Raw genomic sequence first — 17223 nt, forward strand, 5'->3', positions numbered from 1 at the left:
TCTTTCCTACTCCTTTTCGTCGACGGTGGCGTCGGATTTCCTGCTTGCCTGGGCATGCGGGTTGCGCGCATGGAACAGGTCGAGATCGGCCTCGATGCGGTCGATCAGATTGTTGCGCACCATGTCGTAGCCAAGCTCGATGGCCGCCGCGAAACCGTCCGAATCGGCGCCGCCATGGCTCTTTACCACGATGCCGTTCAGACCCAGGAAAACACCGCCATTGGAGCGGCCCGGATCGAGCTTTTCGCGCAGGCGGTCAAAAGCGCCCTTGGCGAAGACATAGCCGATCCTGGCCATCAGCGTGCGGTTCATCGCGGCGCGCAGATAGCCTGAGATCTGGCGCACAGTGCCTTCTGCCGTCTTGAGCGCGATGTTGCCGGCGAAGCCCTCGGTGACGACCACGTCGACCGTGCCCTTGCCGATGTCGTCACCCTCGACGAAGCCATGATAATTCATCGAGGCCATATTGGCCTCGCGCAGCATGCGCCCGGCTTCCTTGACCTCTTCCTGTCCCTTGATCTCCTCGACGCCGACATTGAGCAGGCCGACTTTCGGCCGGTCGATGCCGAACACCGAGCGCGCCATGCCGGTGCCGAGAATGGCAAAGTCGATCAGTTGGTGCGCATCGGCGCCGATGGTGGCGCCGACATCCAGCACCACGCTCTCGCCGCGCATCGTGGGCCAGATCGCCGCGATCGCCGGACGGTCGATGGTCGCCATCGTGCGCAGGCAGAATTTCGACATCGCCATCAGCGCGCCGGTATTGCCGGCCGAAATGCAGGCCTGCGCGCTGCCACTCTTGACTGCTTCGACAGCCTTCCACATCGACGACTTCCAGCGGCCGTGGCGCAGCGCCTGGCTCGGCTTGTCGTCCATCCTGACCGCGACTTCACAATGGTGGAACTCGCTGACCTCGGCCAGTTTGGGAAATTTGGCGAGTTCGGGGCGCACCAATTCCTCGCGCCCATATATGACGAAGCGGATGTCGGGACGCCTGACGGCGACCGTCATGAGTGCCGGGATGACCACGTTTGGCCCGTGATCGCCACCCATGGCATCGATGGAAATCCTGATCACGCGGTCTTTATCTCACTAGCTTGGGCCAGGGCACATGGCCCGCGAAAGAAATACTAAACTCGCGAAATTCGGGGGCTCGCGAAGGTTCGGCGAAAATAGCGGTTTTGGGCTGCCGCACAACCGGCTTTTCTCCGATCGCTTCGTGTTTTAGGATTTTCCAAGCAAGGATCGCAGCTTTTGCTGGAATTCATTCTCGACGGGCTCGTCCGGGCCGGCGGCATCGAGAGAGGCGCCTGCCTTGCGCGGATAGGGATCGATCGCCAGCCCGAAGAACTGTTCGGCGAGCGCGCCGACGTCGATCGTGTCGCCGGAGAATGTTTCCGGGCCGTCTGGCCCGTCGGCGTCGAGCAGGATCTCGCCGCCGCCTTCGAAACCTTGCCGTCCGAGTTTGGATTGTTCGGGCAGGAACAGCGCCTCGACCTCCTCGTCGATATGGGCCGCGACCGGCTCAAGGGTGACGATGCAGGCCTGGGTGATATCAGCCTCGACGCGGCCGCTGACCTTGACGCCATTGCGCTTCCACGGCGCCACCAAAAGCTCAGCACGGTAGTTTTCGACCGAAAGCAGCTCGTGCTCGCGCGCAAGCATTGCGCGCTGCGCGGCGTCGGCGTCGATCACCACCTGCAAACCTTTGTGCGGCAGGCGGCCGACATTGGCCGCGAATGAGACCGGGCTAGGCGTGTCCACATGTTTCATCTTGGTCTCCCCTCCTCACTCCGCTTTCGCGACGGGAAACGCCACGGCACCGGAAACGATCGATTCGGACGGCTGTGCTTCAAGCTGCCTGGCGGCATCGATTACATAGGACGCCAGCGGCAAGGCTTGCGGCCAGGCGCCGGCATCGGGTCTGACATTGCGCGCCAGGGCGGCAGCAAGCGCGTCGCGGTCGCTGCGTCCCAGCGCGTCGTCATAGGCGGCGGTACGGCCGTAGAACATTTTGGCCAGCCTCTTCATGCGCTTGGGCACGCCGACATCGCCAACGCCCAGTTCCCGCAGCGAATGCTCGACATCGAGAAAGAACTCGTCGATCAGCACCTGCGCGACCTCTTGCGCGACGCCCTCTTCGCCGCGCAGCCGGTGCTGAAACAGGAACATGTGCAGCGACAACATCTCGAAACGGCCGAGCGGCGTATCCGGCACATTCCAGTGGGAATAAAACACGGTCTGCCGCGCCGCCGCCACGATTTGTGCGTAAAGCGCCTCGGTGATAGCGCGGTTGGCGTTGCGTTCGCGGCCAAAAAGGCGCTGGAACATTGAGGGTGGTCTCCTGGGGACCGATTGTTTGAATGGGCCTTGTTGCATCGGCAAGCAAGCTGGTTTACCGGTTTTGCCGCCCAGCGCAAGTTGCGGCCAGCTAATGGAGTTGTTGTTGCGCGCGCTGAAATTCAAGTCGACTTTTCTGCCTGGGGCCACCGCCGCGGTTTCGCTGGTGCTGGTGGCTTCCGCGCTGTCGGGCTGCAATTCGTCCAAGATGTTCGGCGACCTTAACCCTAGCGAGACGCTGACGCAGGGCTATGTTATCGACCAGCAGGCGGTCGATTCGGTGCCGGTGGGCTCCAGCCGCGAACAGGTGCTTCTGGCGCTCGGCACGCCATCGACGAAAGCCACCTTCGACAATGAGGCGTTCTATTACATTTCGCAGACGCGCAAGCGCTATGTCGCTTTCGACAAGCCGCGCCTGGTCGACCAGAAAGTGCTCGCGGTCTATTTTGGCGAGGACGGGCGCGTCACCCAGATTGCCAATTACGGTCTGAAGGACGGCAAGATTTTCGACTTCATCTCGCGCACCACGCCGACCGGCGGCAAGGACCAGAACTTCCTCAGCCAGATCATCAAAGGCGCCAGCAAACTGGCGCCCCCCATTCCTGGCGGCGGCGCCTAAGAAGCGACCGCCTTCCTTAGATTTTTGCTTCCCCCGAAGCGACACCATCTCAGGCGACCAAAAGCCCGCGGGAGCGATCCTGCGGGCTTTTGTTTTGAGGTCATGCGGCCGCAACACCCGTCGCGCTTTGCCGCGCGTGGCCTGTTCGGCCGCCGGGCTCCAGCGAGGCGCGGTGCACAGCCGCACTCTGCCGCGCTTCCGAAGGCGTCATGCCAAAATGCCGGCGGAAGGCGTGGTTGAAGGTCGAGAGATCGCCGAAGCCGGCGTCGAAGGCGATGGCGCCGATGGTGCGGTGTGCCAGGCGCAGGTCGGATAGCTTGCTGCAAACCAGCGCCAGCCGCCGGCCAAGCACGAACTGCGACAGCGAGGTCCCCTCACCCTCGAACAGCTTTCTGATATAGCGCGCGCTGACGCGGTGGCGCCCGGCCAGCGCGTCGGACCCGACATCGCCGGAAGCCAGATTGCTTTCGATATCGGCTTTGATGGCGCGCAGCCGCGCGGCGCGTATGCCGCGACCTGCGGCGACCTCGGTGGCGTCCTGCGTTGCCCCAACCACGACCGCGACAAGGTCCTGTATGTGCTTGGCGGCAAGCCAGCGCAATTCGGACGCGGCCAGGTTCGGCTCCTGCATCAGCAGACGGACATAGCTGGTCAGCAGCAAGAACTTTTCGCCCACGCATGACATCGGCGTCATCAGGGCGGCATCCGCATTCGCAGCCATAGGCCCGAGCGCTGCCTTGGGGATGGTGATGAAGAGATGATGCGACATCGCCCGCTCGATCACATGCGGATCAGAGGAGGACAGAAGGATTGCCTGGCCGGCCTCGATGCTGGCCTCGCGGCCGAGGTGCGAGAAGGTGGCAGCGCCCTCCAGACACATGAAGAAAATGTAATCATCGGTCCCCTTGGCCACGGCGCGGGAACGGATGGTGCGGAAGGCGGTGGTCCTCGAATCGGCAATGCCGACGCCCGGCAGCCGCAGGATGGTCGCGTCGACGGAGAGCTTTTCCTCCGTGACGTTAAAATCCATGTCGGTCACCATCCGGCGCAACAGGTCGCAATAGACGTTTCGCCATTCCGCTCGCGGCCACATGGCGGTCGAAAAGCGCGCATGCGCAAACTCGGGGGGTCGAATAGTCATGGGGTACTCCCAAGCGATTGTCTTCATTTCACTGTCGTTCGTAGTCGAGGCTCGTTCCATGAACGGCCTCTCATTCGACGGCGGCAATCGGGGGGCGCTGGATGGCTACAATGATTTGCGCACTTGGACAAAAGACTATTTACGAAGCTATGGATGAGCTTTGTTCATTCATGCTAAGGAACCCATGGGCGGGATCGGGTAACGGCAGATGACAAGACGGCTTCCACAACTGGAATCCATTCGTGCTTTCGAGGTCATTGCCCGGCTGGGCAGCTTCAAGCGCGCCGGCGATGAGCTGAATGTTACGCCAAGCGCGCTCAGCCACCGCATCGCCGATCTCGAAGCCGATCTCGGCGTGCTTCTGTTCACCCGCCATGTCCGCCGCGTCGAACTCACGCTTGAAGGCGAAAGATTGTCCGCGGGCGTGCGACGTGCATTGCTGGAAATCCAGAGCACGGTCGCGAGTGTCGCGCGCAACGAGCGCACGAGGCTGAGGGTCACCGCCATTCCTTCGCATGCCGTACGTTGGCTGGCCCCGCGCCTGCACAGGTTTCGCAAAAAGCATCCCGAAACAGAGATCGACATCAATGCGGATCTTGCAGTCGTCGACCTTTCGCAGCGAACAGTCGACATCGCATTGCGTTTCGGCGGCGGACACTATCCGGCCGTCGAGACCGAATGGCTGATGGCAGATGCGATCTTTCCTGTCGTCAGTCCCGACTATCTCGCCGCCAACGGCCCGGTCAGAGACCAGCACGATGTGCTGCGACTGTTCCGCATCCTCGACACGACGGCCGAAAATGACGAGAGCGGCGCCAATTGGCGCCACTGGTTCGAGAGAAACAATCTGCCGCTGGATACGGTTGGCGACGGCATGAATCTGAATGGCACCTTGTTGGCGGTCGAAGCGGCGGCGAGCGGTCTGGGCGTCGCTATCGCGAGGAAGTCGCTGGTCGAGAGCGATTTGCGGACCGGCAGGCTCGTCCGCCTCCTGACGACGGACATACCGACGAACTGGAACCACTACGTCGTCGTCCACCCGTCCATCTCCGCCTGGGAGCCTGCCAGATCGTTCATCAACTGGCTGAAGGCGGAAGCCGGCGACAACACCGGCGCCGGTTGACCTCGGCGGCCGTCCAGGAGCTCTCATCGGAAGGCGTCGGGGCTCACGGACTCATCGTATCGGCCAGTTGCTCATCCTTGCGGCCCGACTGGTTCGCCGCCTTGGCGGCAAGCGCTGCCGCCATCTGGCTCTCCAGCTCGCGCAGCTTGGCGTCGAGTGTCGCCATGCCGCCCCAGGCGAATGTCGCGCGGTATAGCGGTGCGATCTCGGGCGTCAGGAATTCGACCAGGGTTTCGTCCTCGACCCAGACCTTGAGCACCTTGAACAGGCGGGCATCGATCAGCTCGCTATGCCAGCCCATGCGGGCGGCAATGCCCTGGATGGTTTCGGTCGAATTGGGCGTGCTGAGCAGCACATGCGAGCCGGAGCGCAGGCGCATGTTCGGGTCGAAGCCGATGCCGAGCGGCGCTTGCTGGTCCAGAACCGTGCCGCACGGCAGGATTTCGATCAGCGAGCCGAAATCGTCGCCGAGGCAGACAAACCATGCGCCCTCAGGAAATGGCGGCGACGGCGCACGAACCGCGGTGGCGACAAGCATTTCGGCAAGGACGCTGGCGACGGCCTGCGGATCGCGGGGGTTGAATGAAGCGTGATGCAGCATGGCAATACTCCTGTTTTCAACGGCGGCGGCCGGCAGAAGTGCCGACCCATGCCGCGGCGTTCCGTAAAAACTGAATCACCGGCTGAGCGTCAGGATGACCGCGGCAAACAGGCAGGCGTATTCGGCCAGTCCAAGCACAAGGCGCAAATTGTGGTTGGCCGCCCAGCTGTCGCGCGTCTGCGCCCAATCATCGGGGATGGTCACCGGCGTCCAGCTCTGCACCTGTTTGTTGAGCGGCACCTGACGGCTGACGGTGAAGCCAATGTCGAGCACCACCAGCGCCGCGGCGACGATGGTCAGGATGCGCGGCAGGCCGGCATCGACCGCAAACATCGCCATCGCCGCGATCAGCACCAGCGTCGTCAGCCTGACGAACGGCATCACCCGGGTAAACGTCCGGTCGCGCATCTGATGCATGGCCATGTACTGGCCGGCGGTAAGATCATCGATGCGAAAATCGTGGATTACACCCGAGACGTAGATGCCGGCAATAATTCCAGCCAGCGCAAGCGAAGCCGCCATCAAGAAAATGTCCATGTCTTTTCCCTGCCCGAATGTCGTTTCCCTGGCCAAAATCGCCGCAGAGGCGAGCCCGACACCGCGTCGATCGCAATGTCCTGGCCAATGACCGGGGTATTAAAGCAGGCGAACGGTCCGGGCTTGGGTAGGATGGAACGATGTTTTGGGCAATGCGGCCCTCCGATTGCGTCGGAAACATCAAGTGCCGTGAGATCGAAACCTATCAGCAAACCTTGACGCGTACTTGCCAGCGACCGGTCAAATTCGTATCAGACCGTGCTGGCCAATGGCGCATCACGCTGAATTGGGAGGAGCATCCGTGCCGGAAAAAACCCGGACAAAACCGACAGGCTGGATGGCGACCGGAACGGCTGACGGCCAAGTGGTCACGCCTGACTGGATACCCATCGAGCCGGTGGCGATCGATGGCGTGAGGGTCAAGGAGATCAGGCCGGTCGCAACCTCCACCGGCTATCTGACCGAGATTTTTCGCGAGGAGTGGGAGCTCGATTCGGAGCCGGTCGGCCAGGTCTTCCAACGCACCTTGTATGCCGGCGCGGTGACTGGCTGGCATGCACACGCGGTGACCACCGACCGGCTGTTCTGCTGCGTCGGCAGCGTTCGCATTTCGCTGTTTGACGGACGCAAGGCCTCGCCGACCTTCGGCGCCGTCTGGCACAAGATTATCGGCCCGTTGCGCCCGGCGGTCGTCATCATTCCACCCGGAATATGGCACGGTGTTGTTTCGCTCGGAGCGGAGACGGCGGTGCTGCTCAACCTCGTCGACAAGGCCTATGCCTACGATCAGCCCGACCATTGGCGCCTGCCGCCAGACACCGACCACATTCCCTACAGACTGGTGTAGCGTGGAAGCATCGGCGCAGCGCGATCAGGCCGGCGGCGAACCGCTGGTTTCGATCGTGGTCGCGACGCACAACCGGCCGGCAGCACTGCGGCAGGCATTGACCAGCGTCATGCGCCAGACGTTGCAAGGCTGGGAAGCCTTGGTCATCGGCGACGATTGCAGGCCGGATACGGCGGCCGTTGTCGCTGAATTTGACGATGCCCGCATCGTCTACATCGATCTTCCTGTCAATTTCGGCGAACAGTCCGGTCCCAACAATATCGGCTTTGCCAGGGCGCGTGGCCGCTTCGTCGCCTTGCTCAACCACGACGATCTGTGGTTTCCCGACCATTTGGCGGCGATGACCGGCTGGATCGACGCCTCGGGCGCCGACGTGGTGCTGGCGCGCGGTGCCGTCATCCAGCCGCCGTCGGCGGCCGGCAATCCTGTCAATTCGATCTTCGGGATCGGCAAGGATGGTTTTTACGACCCCGTCACGACGGAAGGATTTGGCTCAGCACACATGTTTCGCCGCGCTTCGTTCAGCCTGCTCGGACCTTGGCGACCCGCCAGCCAGTGCTTTTGCGAAAGCTCGCAGGACTGGCTGTTTCGGGCATGGCGAAAGGGCGCGGTGATCGCGACGATGCCGCACCTCACGGTGATCAAGCTGCATTCCGGCATACGCAAGGGTTCCTATCTCGGCGACAATGCGCAGGAACAGAAGGATCTTCTGGACGCCATGCAGACGCCGGACGCCTTGCGCGTGAAAATCCTTGGCTGCGCGGGCGAACCCATTCGCCTGGCGGCATCGAGTTATCTCAGGCGCAGGCTGATGGCGGCTCTTGGCATCCATCCCCGCGCCCGCGCCTTCCGCCGCAAGTATAAGCGAGGCGCCTTCCTTGCCAAGCTGCGGCGCCTGCGTGGCCTGGCGCCGATGCCTGAGCGCGAACCTGGCGTGAGCGAATTGCTCGATCGCTACAGCAAGCGCGGCGATGCCGGCACCGAGCCGGATGAGGGTTGACTGCCACCAGCGTAAATCTCAAACAAAAACCCGCGGGATCGCTCCCGCGGGTTTGTTCCTGAAGCAGTGGCGTTGCCTTAGCCGTGCGCGAGCACGGCCAGCAGCAGAAGCGCCACGATGTTGGTGATCTTGATTGCCGGGTTGACCGCCGGGCCGGCGGTGTCCTTGTAGGGATCGCCAACCGTGTCGCCGGTGACCGAAGCCTTGTGCGCTTCGGAGCCCTTGAGGTGCTTGACGCCGTCCTTGTCGACAAAACCGTCCTCGAACGACTTCTTGGCATTGTCCCAGGCGCCGCCGCCCGAAGTCATCGAGATGGCGACGAACAGGCCGTTGACGATGACGCCGAGCAACGAGGCGCCGAGTGCCGCAAAGGCGGACGCCTTGGAGCCCGAGATCAGCTGCACGCCGAAATAGACGACGAGCGGCGCCAGCACCGGCAGCAGCGAGGGGATGATCATTTCGCGGATCGCCGCCTTGGTCAGAAGGTCGACGGCGCGGGCATAGTTCGGCTTGGAGGTGCCGGCCATGATGCCCGGGTCCTCGCGGAACTGCTTGCGCACCTCCTCGACGATGGCGCCCGCCGCGCGGCCGACCGCCGTCATGGCGATGCCGCCGAACAGGTACGGGATCAGGCCGCCAAAGATCAGGCCGGCGACAACATAGGGATTGGAGAGGTCGAAGGAGACATCGCCCATGCCCTGGAAGTATGGATATTTGTCGCCATTGGCGGCAAAGAACTTCAAATCGTTCGAATAGGCCGCAAACAGCACCAGCGCGCCAAGACCGGCCGAACCGATGGCATAGCCCTTGGTCACCGCCTTGGTGGTGTTGCCGACCGCGTCGAGCGCGTCGGTGGAGTGGCGCACTTCCTTGGGCAGGCCGGCCATTTCGGCAATGCCGCCGGCATTGTCGGTGACCGGGCCGAAGGCGTCGAGGGCGACGATCATGCCGGCAAGGCCGAGCATGGTGGTGACCGCGATCGCCGTGCCGAACAGGCCGGCGAGCTGGTAGGTCGAGATGATGCCGCCGACGATGACGATTGCCGGCAGTGCGGTCGATTCGAGCGACACCGCAAGTCCCTGGATGACGTTGGTGCCGTGACCGGTCACCGAGGCCTGGGCGATGGAGTTCACCGGGCGCTTGTTGGTGCCGGTATAGTATTCGGTGATCACCACGATAAGACCGGTCACAACGAGACCGATCAGGCCGCAGATGAACAGGTTCTTGCCGATGATGGTCATGCCGGCGACGGTGCCGACCTCGCCCCAGCCGACGGTTGCCGAGGTAGCGACACCGAGACCGACGATCGACAGCAGGCCGGTGACGATCAGGCCTTTGTAGAGGGCGCCCATGATCGAGCCGTTGGAACCGAGCTTGACGAAGAAGGTGCCGACGATCGAGGTCAGGATACAGGCGCCGCAGATGGCGAGCGGATAGAGCATCGCCGCACCCAGAGCGGCGGTTCCGCCGAAGAAGATGGCAGCCAGCACCATGGTGGCAACGACGGTCACCGCATAGGTCTCGAAGAGGTCGGCGGCCATGCCGGCGCAATCACCGACATTATCGCCGACATTATCGGCGATGGTGGCCGGGTTGCGCGGATCGTCTTCGGGAATACCGGCTTCGACCTTGCCCACGAGATCGCCGCCGACGTCGGCGCCCTTGGTGAAGATGCCGCCGCCCAGACGGGCGAAGATCGAGATCAGCGAAGCGCCGAAGCCGAGCGAAACCAGCGCATCGATGACGATGCGGTCATTGGGCTGCAGGCCCATCGGGCCGGTCAGAATATAGTAGTAAATCGACACGCCGAGCAGCGCGAGGCCAGCCACCAGCATACCGGTGATGGCGCCCGACTTGAAGGCGATGTCGAGACCGGCGGCGAGGCTGTTGGACGCCGCCTGCGCGGTGCGCACATTGGCGCGCACCGAGACGTGCATGCCGATGAAACCGGCGGCGCCAGAGAGCACGGCGCCGATCAGGAAGCCGACCGCGGCGGTGATCGAGAGCAGCCACCAGGCGAGCACAAGCACGACCACGCCGACGATGGCGATGGTGGTGTACTGGCGCGCCAGATAGGCCTGCGCGCCTTCGCGGATGGCGGCGGAGATTTCCTGCATGCGTGCATTGCCCTGATCGGCTGCAAGAACCGATCGTGTCGCCCAGATGGCGTAAAGGATTGAAAGCAAGCCGCAGGCGATGACGGCAGAAATGATGGTCATTGCCGAATTTTCCTCGATTGATGGCCCAAAAGAACCCCTCCCTGGGCCGTTGGTGCGGGGAGCGGATAAGCCTAGGCGGAATCCGTCCTTCGCAGCGGTGTATGCGAAACAGGGCTCGGAACGTCAAGATATTGTTCGGTTTTTGCCCCGCTTTCAGCCAAAAGGTTTAGGCCACAACATTCCCATTGCCGATGCCCTGATATTAGATCGATTGAAATGACGCCGCGTCAGTCAATGCTTTGCCCGCAGTCCAGCGAAGGTCAGTCGCCAGTCTCCTGCCCCATCTTGCGCGCCGTATAGCGCTCGATGGCGGACAGTCCGTCATAGATCAGCACCGCCAGCGCCGCGACGATCAGGCCGCCTTGCAGGACGAAGGCGAGATTGTTGGACAGCAGGCCGGCGATGATCACCTCGCCCAGCGTCTTGGCGGCAACCGTCGAACCGATCGTCGCCGTGGCCAGGCTGATCACCACCGACAGCCTTATGCCGCCCAGAATGATCGGCGCACTCAGCGGCAATTCAACCTTGATCAGCCTTTGCCAGCCGGTCATGCCGGCGCCGCGCGCGGCCTCCATGATGTTGCCCTGCAGCGTCGTGAGGCCGGTCAGCGCGTTCTCGAAGATCGGCAGCAGGCCGTAGAGAAACAGCGCAATCAGCGTCGGCTTCTCGCCGAAACCGACGGCGGGCACCGCCAGCGCCAGCACCGCCACCGGCGGAAAGGTCTGGCCGATATTGACCAGACTGCGCGACAGCGGCAGGAATTCGGCGCCCGCCGGCCTGGTCACCAGGATGGCAAGCGCCACGGCAACGATGGTTGCGGCGACGGTAGCGATCAGCACGGTCCTGAGATGCAGCAGGGTCAGCGTCAGCAGGCTGCCCTGATTGTAGATCGCCGGCGCATTGTTTTCGGTCAGCGGCTTCAACAGCGGCTCGAACCAGCCGGGATTGGTGACGAAGGCTATGAGAAGCACCACCAGGGCAAGCCTGAGCAGCGAAGGCAGCCAGGCTTTTAGACCGGCCCCTTTCATGCCGGCCTCGCCGCGCGCTTCACCAGCCCGTCGACGGTGACGCGGCCGAGCAGCTTGCCGTCTTCGCCCTTGACCGGCAGCGCCGGCCGGCCCGACCACAGAAGCTCGGCCAGCGCGTCGCGCTGGCTGGCGTCGCCTGGGATCGCCTCGCCTTCGGCAGTCCCCTTTTCCACGGCGTCGCGCACGCGGCCGAGCGACAAGAGCCGGAACGGCTTTTCGCTGGCGCCGACCAGGGTTTCGACGAAGGCGTTCGCCGGCCGCGCCAGGATCTCTTCCGGCTTGGCGTATTGCACCAGCTTTCCGGCATCCATGACGGCGATCTTGTCGCCCATGTGGACCGCCTCCTCCATGTCGTGGGTAACGAGGATGATGGTGGTGCCGAAGCGCTTCTGGATCGCCAGCAGGTCCTCCTGCGCCTTGGTGCGGATGATCGGGTCGAGTGCGCCGAACGGTTCGTCCATCAGAAGCACATTGGGCTCGGCGGCGAGCGCGCGGGCGACGCCGACACGCTGCTGTTGCCCGCCGGACAGTTCGTGCGGGTAGCGCTGGCCATAGGCCTCGGGGTCGAGCTGGTAGAGTGTCATCAACTCATCGACGCGGGCCTTGATGCGGTCCTTGTCCCAGCCCAGCAGGACCGGCACGGTGGCGATGTTCTGCGCAACGGTGCGGTGCGGGAACAGGCCGTGGCCCTGGATAGCGTAGCCGATGCTGCGGCGCAGCTCGTAGCCGGGCAGCGTGCGGTTGTCGTTGCCGTCGAGCTTGATGACGCCGGCGGTCGGCTCGACCAGCCGGTTGATCATTCGCAGCAGCGTCGTCTTGCCGGAACCGGAGGTACCGACAATGACGCAAACCGTGCGCGGCTCGACGACCATGGACACGTCGTCGACCACGGTCGTCGCGTCATAGCGCTTGGTAATGCCTTCGATCTCGATCATGCCGTTTCAACCCTGCGCCTGGTGGCGGTCATTTCGATCACTGCGTCGAGGATGATGGCCGCGGCGAAGGCCAGCGCCACCGTCGGCACGGCGCCGAGCAGCACCAGGTCCATTGCGGTCTGGCCGACGCCCTGGAAGACGAAGACGCCAAAGCCGCCGCCGCCGATCAGTGCGGCGATGGTGGCCAGGCCGATGTTCTGCACCAGCACGATGCGGATGCCGGTGAGGATCACCGGAAAGGCCAACGGAAACTCGACGCCGAACAGGCGCTGGCCATCGGTCATGCCCATGCCGCGCGCTGCATCATTGGCCGCGCGGGGTACGCCAGCAAGCCCGACCACGGTGTTGGCCACCACCGGCAGCAGCGAATAGAGGAACAAGGCAACGAAGGCCGGCGCGGTGCCGATGCCTCTGACACCGAGCGCTGCGGCACCCGGAACATGCGCGGCGACCCAGCCGAGCGGCGCGATCAGCAGGCCGAACAGCGCGATCGAGGGTATGGTCTGGACGATGTTGAGCACGTTGAGCACACCGGCGCGCACCCGTTCGACGCGATGGCATAGAATGCCGAGCGGCAGGCCGACGATCACCGCCGCCGCCAGCGACCCCAGCGCCAGTGTGATGTGCTTGGAGCCTTCGGCCCAGAAACTATCGGCGCGGTTTGCATATTCCTTGAGGATCGACAGGCTGTCCCACTGCCCCGATATCAGCAACAAGCCGATGGCCAGCGCCGCGACGACGAGCACGCCGACGCGGGCCGGTGGCGACAGGTTGAGCCTGGTCAGCACGTCGGCTAGCAACAATGTGAAGGCAAAGATCAACAGCCAGAACCCGGAAGCCGGCGAGATGCGGGCGAAGGTGTTGCCGGCCGGCATCAGGAAGGTGCCGGCGACACCGATCAGGATGGCAAGGGCGGCGAGCGCCACGACGCTTGCGGCCAGGCGCAGGACAAGCGGGGTTTTCAGCAAGGCAACAATTGCGGCCACGACGACGGTCGCCAGCAGTAGCGGCCCGACTGTGGCCGGCAGCGCGTCCAGGATCGAGCGCGCCTGACCGGGAACGATACGATTGGCGCGGAAGGTGGCGAACGGGGCCAGAAACGCCGCATAGGCAACGATCGCCGCGATAACCATGCCGAGCTTGTCGAAACGCAGGGTCATGGATGCCCCTCATGAGGAGCGATTTTCCACGTTGCGCAGACTACGCTGGTGATCGGCGAAAGCCGACGCGAAATCCGATCTCCCCCCTTGCGGGGGAGATGGCCGGCAGGCCAGAGGGGGGTGTGAAGGATCGCCAGCTTTCGAGCGTCGGCTTGTTCAGAAGCAACCCTGTCGAGGCACGCACCTGCTACCGGTTGTGAGGTCGGCGGGACAGCACCCCCCTCTGTCCTGCCGGACATCTCTGCCGCAAGGGGGGAGATCAGCAGCTTCCAGAGAGGGGTGTCTCGCACCAGCGTCACGATCAGCTATGCGCTGACTACTTCAAAAACCCGTTCTTCTTTAAAAAGTCCTCGGCGACGCCCTTGACCGGCTCGCCGCCGACCTGGACGCGGCCGTTCAGCTCCTGCAGCGTGACGAGGTCGAGCTTGGCGAACACCGGCTTCAACAGCGTCTCGATCTCCGGATGCTCCTTCAGCACCACTTCGCGGATGATCGGCGCCGGCTGGTAGACCGGCTGCACGCCCTTGTCGTCGGCGAGCACGACCAGGCCGGACGGCGCGATGCCGCCGTCGGTGCCGTAGACCATGGCGGCGTTGGCGCCGTTGGTCTGGTTGGCGGCAGCACCGATTGTCGCGGCGGTGTCGCCGCCCGAAAGCGTGATCAGCTGCTCGGGCTTCAGCGTGAAGCCGTAAGTGGTCTGGAACGCCGGCAGGGCTGCCGCCGAATTGACGAACTCGGCCGAGGCCGCCAAAACGACCGTGCCGCCGCCGGCGACATATTTGCCGAAGTCGGTCAGGGTCGCCAGCTTGTTGGTCTCGGCAACCTCCTTGCGCAGCGCGATCGCCCAGGTGTTGTTGGCCGGTGACGGCGACAGCCAGACGATCTTGTTGGCATCATAGTCGAGCTTCTTGGCGGTCTCATAGGCCTTGGCGGCATCCTTCCAGACCGGATCGTCGGCCTTCTCGAAGAAGAAAGCGGCATTGCTGGTGTACTCGGGATAGATGTCGATCTCGCCGGCAGTGATCGCTTTGCGTACCACCGGCGTGCCGCCGAGCTGGATGCGGTCGGTGGTCTTGATGTTGTTGGCGTTGAGCACAAGCTGGATGATGTTGCCGAGCACGCCGCCCTCGGTGTCGATCTTCGAGGAGACGACCACCTGGGCATTGGCGGAGGCGGCCGTGATGCCGAGCGCCAACCCCGCGCCGGCCAGAATCTTGACTGAAAACATTGTGAAAACCCCTTGCTTTGGACCGAAATGCGGTGGCCGCATATGAGCATGGCTTCAACGCCCCGTCGGGGCACACGGTTTCATAACAATGGGTACAGACGCAATAATTTTGTGCGGTCGCCGCGATTTCGGCCGGCGCCATGCTGACAGGTCGTGCCAAGCCAAACATAGAACCGATCAGGCGCGGGCTTTGCGCAATGCGGTCAGCTTGAGGGCGCCAAGCGCCACAAAGCAGAGGGCGACGACCGGGAAGACCAGCCAGTTCAGCATCTCCCAGCCCCAGGCATTGTAGATGGCGCCCGACATCAGCGAGGCGAAAGCGACCGAGCCGAACAGGACGAAGTCGTGGAAGCCCTGCACCTTGCTCTTTTCGGACGGATGGTAGCTGTCGGCGACCATGGAGGTGGCGCCGATGAAGGCAAAATTCCAGCCGAGGCCAAGCAGGATCAGCGCCGTCCAGAACTGCCACAAATGCAGGCCGGACAATGCCACCGCGGCGCAGCCGATGAGCAGGACCAGGCCGGTTGCGACGATGCGTTCGGCGCCGAAGCGATGGATCAGCGATCCGGTGAAGAAGCTCGGCGCAAACATCGCCATCACATGCCAGGAAATGCCGAGCGTGGCGTCGTCCGTCGACAGGCCGCAGCCGACCATGGCCAGCGGCGCGCCGGTCATGACGAAACTCATCAGCGCATAGCTGCCGACGGCGCAAAACAGTGCCGCGACGAAACGCGGCCGGGTGACGATCTCGGACAGCGGCCGGGCGTCGCTTGACGCGACTTCCGCGTGGCCGGGAGCCTTGGCCGGGATGCGCAGGAATGACAGGATGATGGCGCCGGCCGCCGCCAGAACCGGAATGGCCACGAACGAGCCGGCAAACATCACCGGCGCCAGCAATTCGCGGGTGAAGATGACGATCTGCGGCCCGAGAATCGCGGTGATGACGCCGCCGGCCAGCACGAAGGAAATGGCGCGCGCCTTGAATTCGGGCGGAGCATTATCGGCGGCGGCGAAGCGGAACTGCTGGACGAAGGCGCCGCCGACGCCGATCACCAGCAGCGCGAAAGCGAACAGCCAGAAGCTGGCGTGGAACAGAGCCAACGTGGAGATGACGCCGCCAAGCGCGGTGACGATGGTGCCGGTCATGAAACCGCCGCGCTGGCCGAGCCAACGGATGATGGCCGCGGCCGTCAACGCGCCGAGCGCCACGCCGATGTTGAAGCCGGTGATTGGCGCCGTTGCCAGCGACTTATCGGGGCCAAGCAGATATTGCCCGGCCAGCCCGCCCATGGAAATGGCAATCGGCGCGGCCGAACCGATAATCGCCTGCGACGTCGCCAGGATGATCGCCGTGCGGCGCGCGTCCCGTGCTGCGCCGGCGACGGTGCCGGTCACAATGCGTCCTTGCCGCGCCCCTCGCCCCGCACCCGGCGCGACACACGGTCGAGCACGGCGTTGGTCAGCTTCGGCTCGTCTTCCTCGTAGAAGGCCTTGGCGATGTCGACATATTCCGAAACGATGACGGCCACCGGCACGTCGTCGCGCTTCATCAGTTCGTAGACGCCGGCGCGCAGGATGGCGCGCAACGTCGAATCGAGTCTGGACAGCGGCCAGTCTTCCGTCAGCGCCTGGCGTATGATCGGATCGATGGTCGTCTGGTTCTCGACGACGCCGGCCAGGATGGCGCGGAACCACTGCGCGTCGGCCTCCCGATAAAGCGCGCCGTCGACTTCCTTGCCGAGCCGGAACGCCTCGTATTCGGCGGTGATCTCGAAGACGCCGCTGCCGGCCACGTCCATCTGGTAAAGCGCCTGCACGGCGGCCAGACGGGCGGCGCCACGCTTATTGGCATGGCGTGTCGCGGGCTGGCCGGGCGAAGCGGGTTCGCTCACGATTGCGCTCCCAGCTTCTCCTTGAGCGCGATCATGGTCAGCGCCGCGCGCGCGGCAAAGCCGCCCTTGTCGCCCTCCGAGCGCTTGGCGCGCGTCCAGGCCTGCGCGTCGTTCTCGGTGGTCAGGATGCCGTTGCCGATCGCAATCGCTTCCTGCACCGAGAGATCCATCAGCGCGCGACTCGATTCATTGGCGACGATGTCGAAATGATAGGTGTCGCCACGAATGATGGTGCCGAGCGCGACAAAACCATCATAGTCCTTGCCTCCCTCGCCCATGCCGTCGAGCGCAAAAGTGATCACTGCTGGAATTTCCAGCGAACCGGGAACGGTGACGACGTCATAGGTCGCGCCGGCTTCGTCGAGTGCTGTCGTCGCGCCGTCGAGCAGCGCGTCGGCAAGATCGTCATGAAAGCGCGCCTCGATAATCAGAAGGTGGGCCTTCTTCTTCGGGCGAATGAACGCTTTGCCGTGTTGGGATGTGCCTGCCATGAATGTCTCCGGGGGTACCGGGTGACTTAGGCTGAAGCGGTCACATTCGCAAGCTTTGTCCG

18 protein-coding genes are annotated in these 17223 nt (G+C 63.6%); 4 read left to right on the plus strand and 14 right to left on the minus strand.

The window, feature by feature from the left end; genetic code table 11:
• Positions 1 to 6 precede the first annotated feature (6 nt).
• The 3 genes from plsX to NKI05_RS23625 form a co-directional block, all read right to left on the minus strand.
• Complete coding sequence (gene plsX / locus NKI05_RS23615) at positions 7 to 1077, minus strand: phosphate acyltransferase PlsX (protein ID WP_023700539.1); 1071 nt, start codon at positions 1075 to 1077, stop codon at positions 7 to 9.
• A gap of 147 nt (positions 1078 to 1224) precedes the next feature.
• Positions 1225 to 1773, minus strand: a complete 549-nt coding sequence (locus NKI05_RS23620; protein ID WP_023669370.1) for a YceD family protein — start codon at positions 1771 to 1773, stop codon at positions 1225 to 1227.
• A 15-nt stretch (positions 1774 to 1788) separates the two neighbouring features.
• Positions 1789 to 2331 carry a ubiquinol-cytochrome C chaperone family protein gene (locus NKI05_RS23625; protein WP_023689497.1) on the minus strand — a complete coding sequence of 181 codons (543 nt, stop codon included), beginning with the start codon at positions 2329 to 2331 and terminating at the stop codon, positions 1789 to 1791.
• A 115-nt stretch (positions 2332 to 2446) separates the two neighbouring features.
• Between NKI05_RS23625 and NKI05_RS23630 the strand changes: the two genes are divergently transcribed.
• Positions 2447 to 2959, plus strand: coding sequence for an outer membrane protein assembly factor BamE (locus NKI05_RS23630; protein ID WP_023669368.1), 513 nt, complete (start codon positions 2447 to 2449; stop codon positions 2957 to 2959).
• Positions 2960 to 3059: 100 nt separating this feature from the next.
• Here NKI05_RS23630 and NKI05_RS23635 read toward each other — a convergent pair whose 3' ends face one another.
• The gene (locus tag NKI05_RS23635) at positions 3060 to 4100 is read right to left on the minus strand and encodes a helix-turn-helix domain-containing protein (protein ID WP_198018641.1); all 1041 of its coding nucleotides are present in this window, start codon (positions 4098 to 4100) and stop codon (positions 3060 to 3062) included.
• A gap of 208 nt (positions 4101 to 4308) precedes the next feature.
• Here NKI05_RS23635 and NKI05_RS23640 point away from each other — a divergent pair, with 208 nt between their 5' ends.
• Positions 4309 to 5223, plus strand: a complete 915-nt coding sequence (locus NKI05_RS23640; protein ID WP_023700544.1) for a LysR substrate-binding domain-containing protein — start codon at positions 4309 to 4311, stop codon at positions 5221 to 5223.
• Positions 5224 to 5266: 43 nt separating this feature from the next.
• Here the strand turns inward: NKI05_RS23640 and NKI05_RS23645 are convergent, their stop codons facing one another.
• Together NKI05_RS23645 and NKI05_RS23650 are read right to left on the minus strand one after the other, a co-directional pair.
• Entirely contained in the window at positions 5267 to 5824 is a 558-nt protein-coding gene (locus NKI05_RS23645) for a hypothetical protein (protein WP_023815659.1), read from the minus strand.
• A 75-nt stretch (positions 5825 to 5899) separates the two neighbouring features.
• Positions 5900 to 6361 (minus strand): anthrone oxygenase family protein, encoded by a 462-nt coding sequence (locus NKI05_RS23650; RefSeq protein WP_023743613.1) that lies wholly within the window; start codon positions 6359 to 6361, stop codon positions 5900 to 5902.
• Between the two features lie 301 nt (positions 6362 to 6662).
• On the opposite strand from NKI05_RS23650, the gene NKI05_RS23655 reads away from it, so the two are divergent.
• Both NKI05_RS23655 and NKI05_RS23660 read left to right on the plus strand, forming a co-directional pair.
• Positions 6663 to 7208: a dTDP-4-dehydrorhamnose 3,5-epimerase family protein gene (locus NKI05_RS23655; protein WP_245259899.1), complete on the plus strand. Its 546-nt coding sequence runs from the start codon at positions 6663 to 6665 to the stop codon at positions 7206 to 7208.
• 1 nt (position 7209) lies between these two features.
• Positions 7210 to 8208 (plus strand): glycosyltransferase family 2 protein, encoded by a 999-nt coding sequence (locus NKI05_RS23660; RefSeq protein ID WP_023826071.1) that lies wholly within the window; start codon positions 7210 to 7212, stop codon positions 8206 to 8208.
• A gap of 77 nt (positions 8209 to 8285) precedes the next feature.
• On the opposite strand, the gene NKI05_RS23665 is transcribed toward NKI05_RS23660, so the two are convergent.
• From NKI05_RS23665 to ribH, 8 genes are all read right to left on the minus strand, one after another.
• Positions 8286 to 10427 (minus strand): sodium-translocating pyrophosphatase, encoded by a 2142-nt coding sequence (locus NKI05_RS23665; protein ID WP_023689501.1) that lies wholly within the window; start codon positions 10425 to 10427, stop codon positions 8286 to 8288.
• Positions 10428 to 10687: 260 nt separating this feature from the next.
• Entirely contained in the window at positions 10688 to 11455 is a 768-nt protein-coding gene (locus tag NKI05_RS23670; protein WP_023700549.1) for an ABC transporter permease, read from the minus strand.
• Positions 11452 to 12390 (minus strand): ABC transporter ATP-binding protein, encoded by a 939-nt coding sequence (locus NKI05_RS23675; RefSeq protein ID WP_023669359.1) that lies wholly within the window; start codon positions 12388 to 12390, stop codon positions 11452 to 11454. The genes NKI05_RS23670 and NKI05_RS23675 overlap by 4 nt, the downstream gene beginning before the upstream one ends.
• Positions 12387 to 13550, minus strand: coding sequence for an ABC transporter permease (locus tag NKI05_RS23680; protein WP_023669358.1), 1164 nt, complete (start codon positions 13548 to 13550; stop codon positions 12387 to 12389). Before NKI05_RS23680 ends, NKI05_RS23675 begins: the two co-directional genes overlap by 4 nt.
• Positions 13551 to 13866: 316 nt before the next feature.
• A complete protein-coding gene (osmF, locus tag NKI05_RS23685) occupies positions 13867 to 14778 on the minus strand; it encodes a glycine betaine ABC transporter substrate-binding protein OsmF (protein WP_023815661.1) in 912 nt (303 codons plus the stop codon).
• A gap of 177 nt (positions 14779 to 14955) precedes the next feature.
• Positions 14956 to 16173: an MFS transporter gene (locus NKI05_RS23690; protein ID WP_352793273.1), complete on the minus strand. Its 1218-nt coding sequence runs from the start codon at positions 16171 to 16173 to the stop codon at positions 14956 to 14958.
• Positions 16170 to 16670: a transcription antitermination factor NusB gene (gene nusB, locus NKI05_RS23695; protein WP_023669355.1), complete on the minus strand. Its 501-nt coding sequence runs from the start codon at positions 16668 to 16670 to the stop codon at positions 16170 to 16172. Before nusB ends, NKI05_RS23690 begins: the two co-directional genes overlap by 4 nt.
• Positions 16667 to 17161 carry a 6,7-dimethyl-8-ribityllumazine synthase gene (ribH, locus tag NKI05_RS23700; protein WP_023815663.1) on the minus strand — a complete coding sequence of 165 codons (495 nt, stop codon included), beginning with the start codon at positions 17159 to 17161 and terminating at the stop codon, positions 16667 to 16669. The genes nusB and ribH overlap by 4 nt, the downstream gene beginning before the upstream one ends.
• Positions 17162 to 17223: the final 62 nt, after the last annotated feature.

Origin of the sequence: Mesorhizobium sp. M0771, from assembly GCF_040320155.1 — a bacterium.
Classification (GTDB): domain Bacteria; phylum Pseudomonadota; class Alphaproteobacteria; order Rhizobiales; family Rhizobiaceae; genus Mesorhizobium.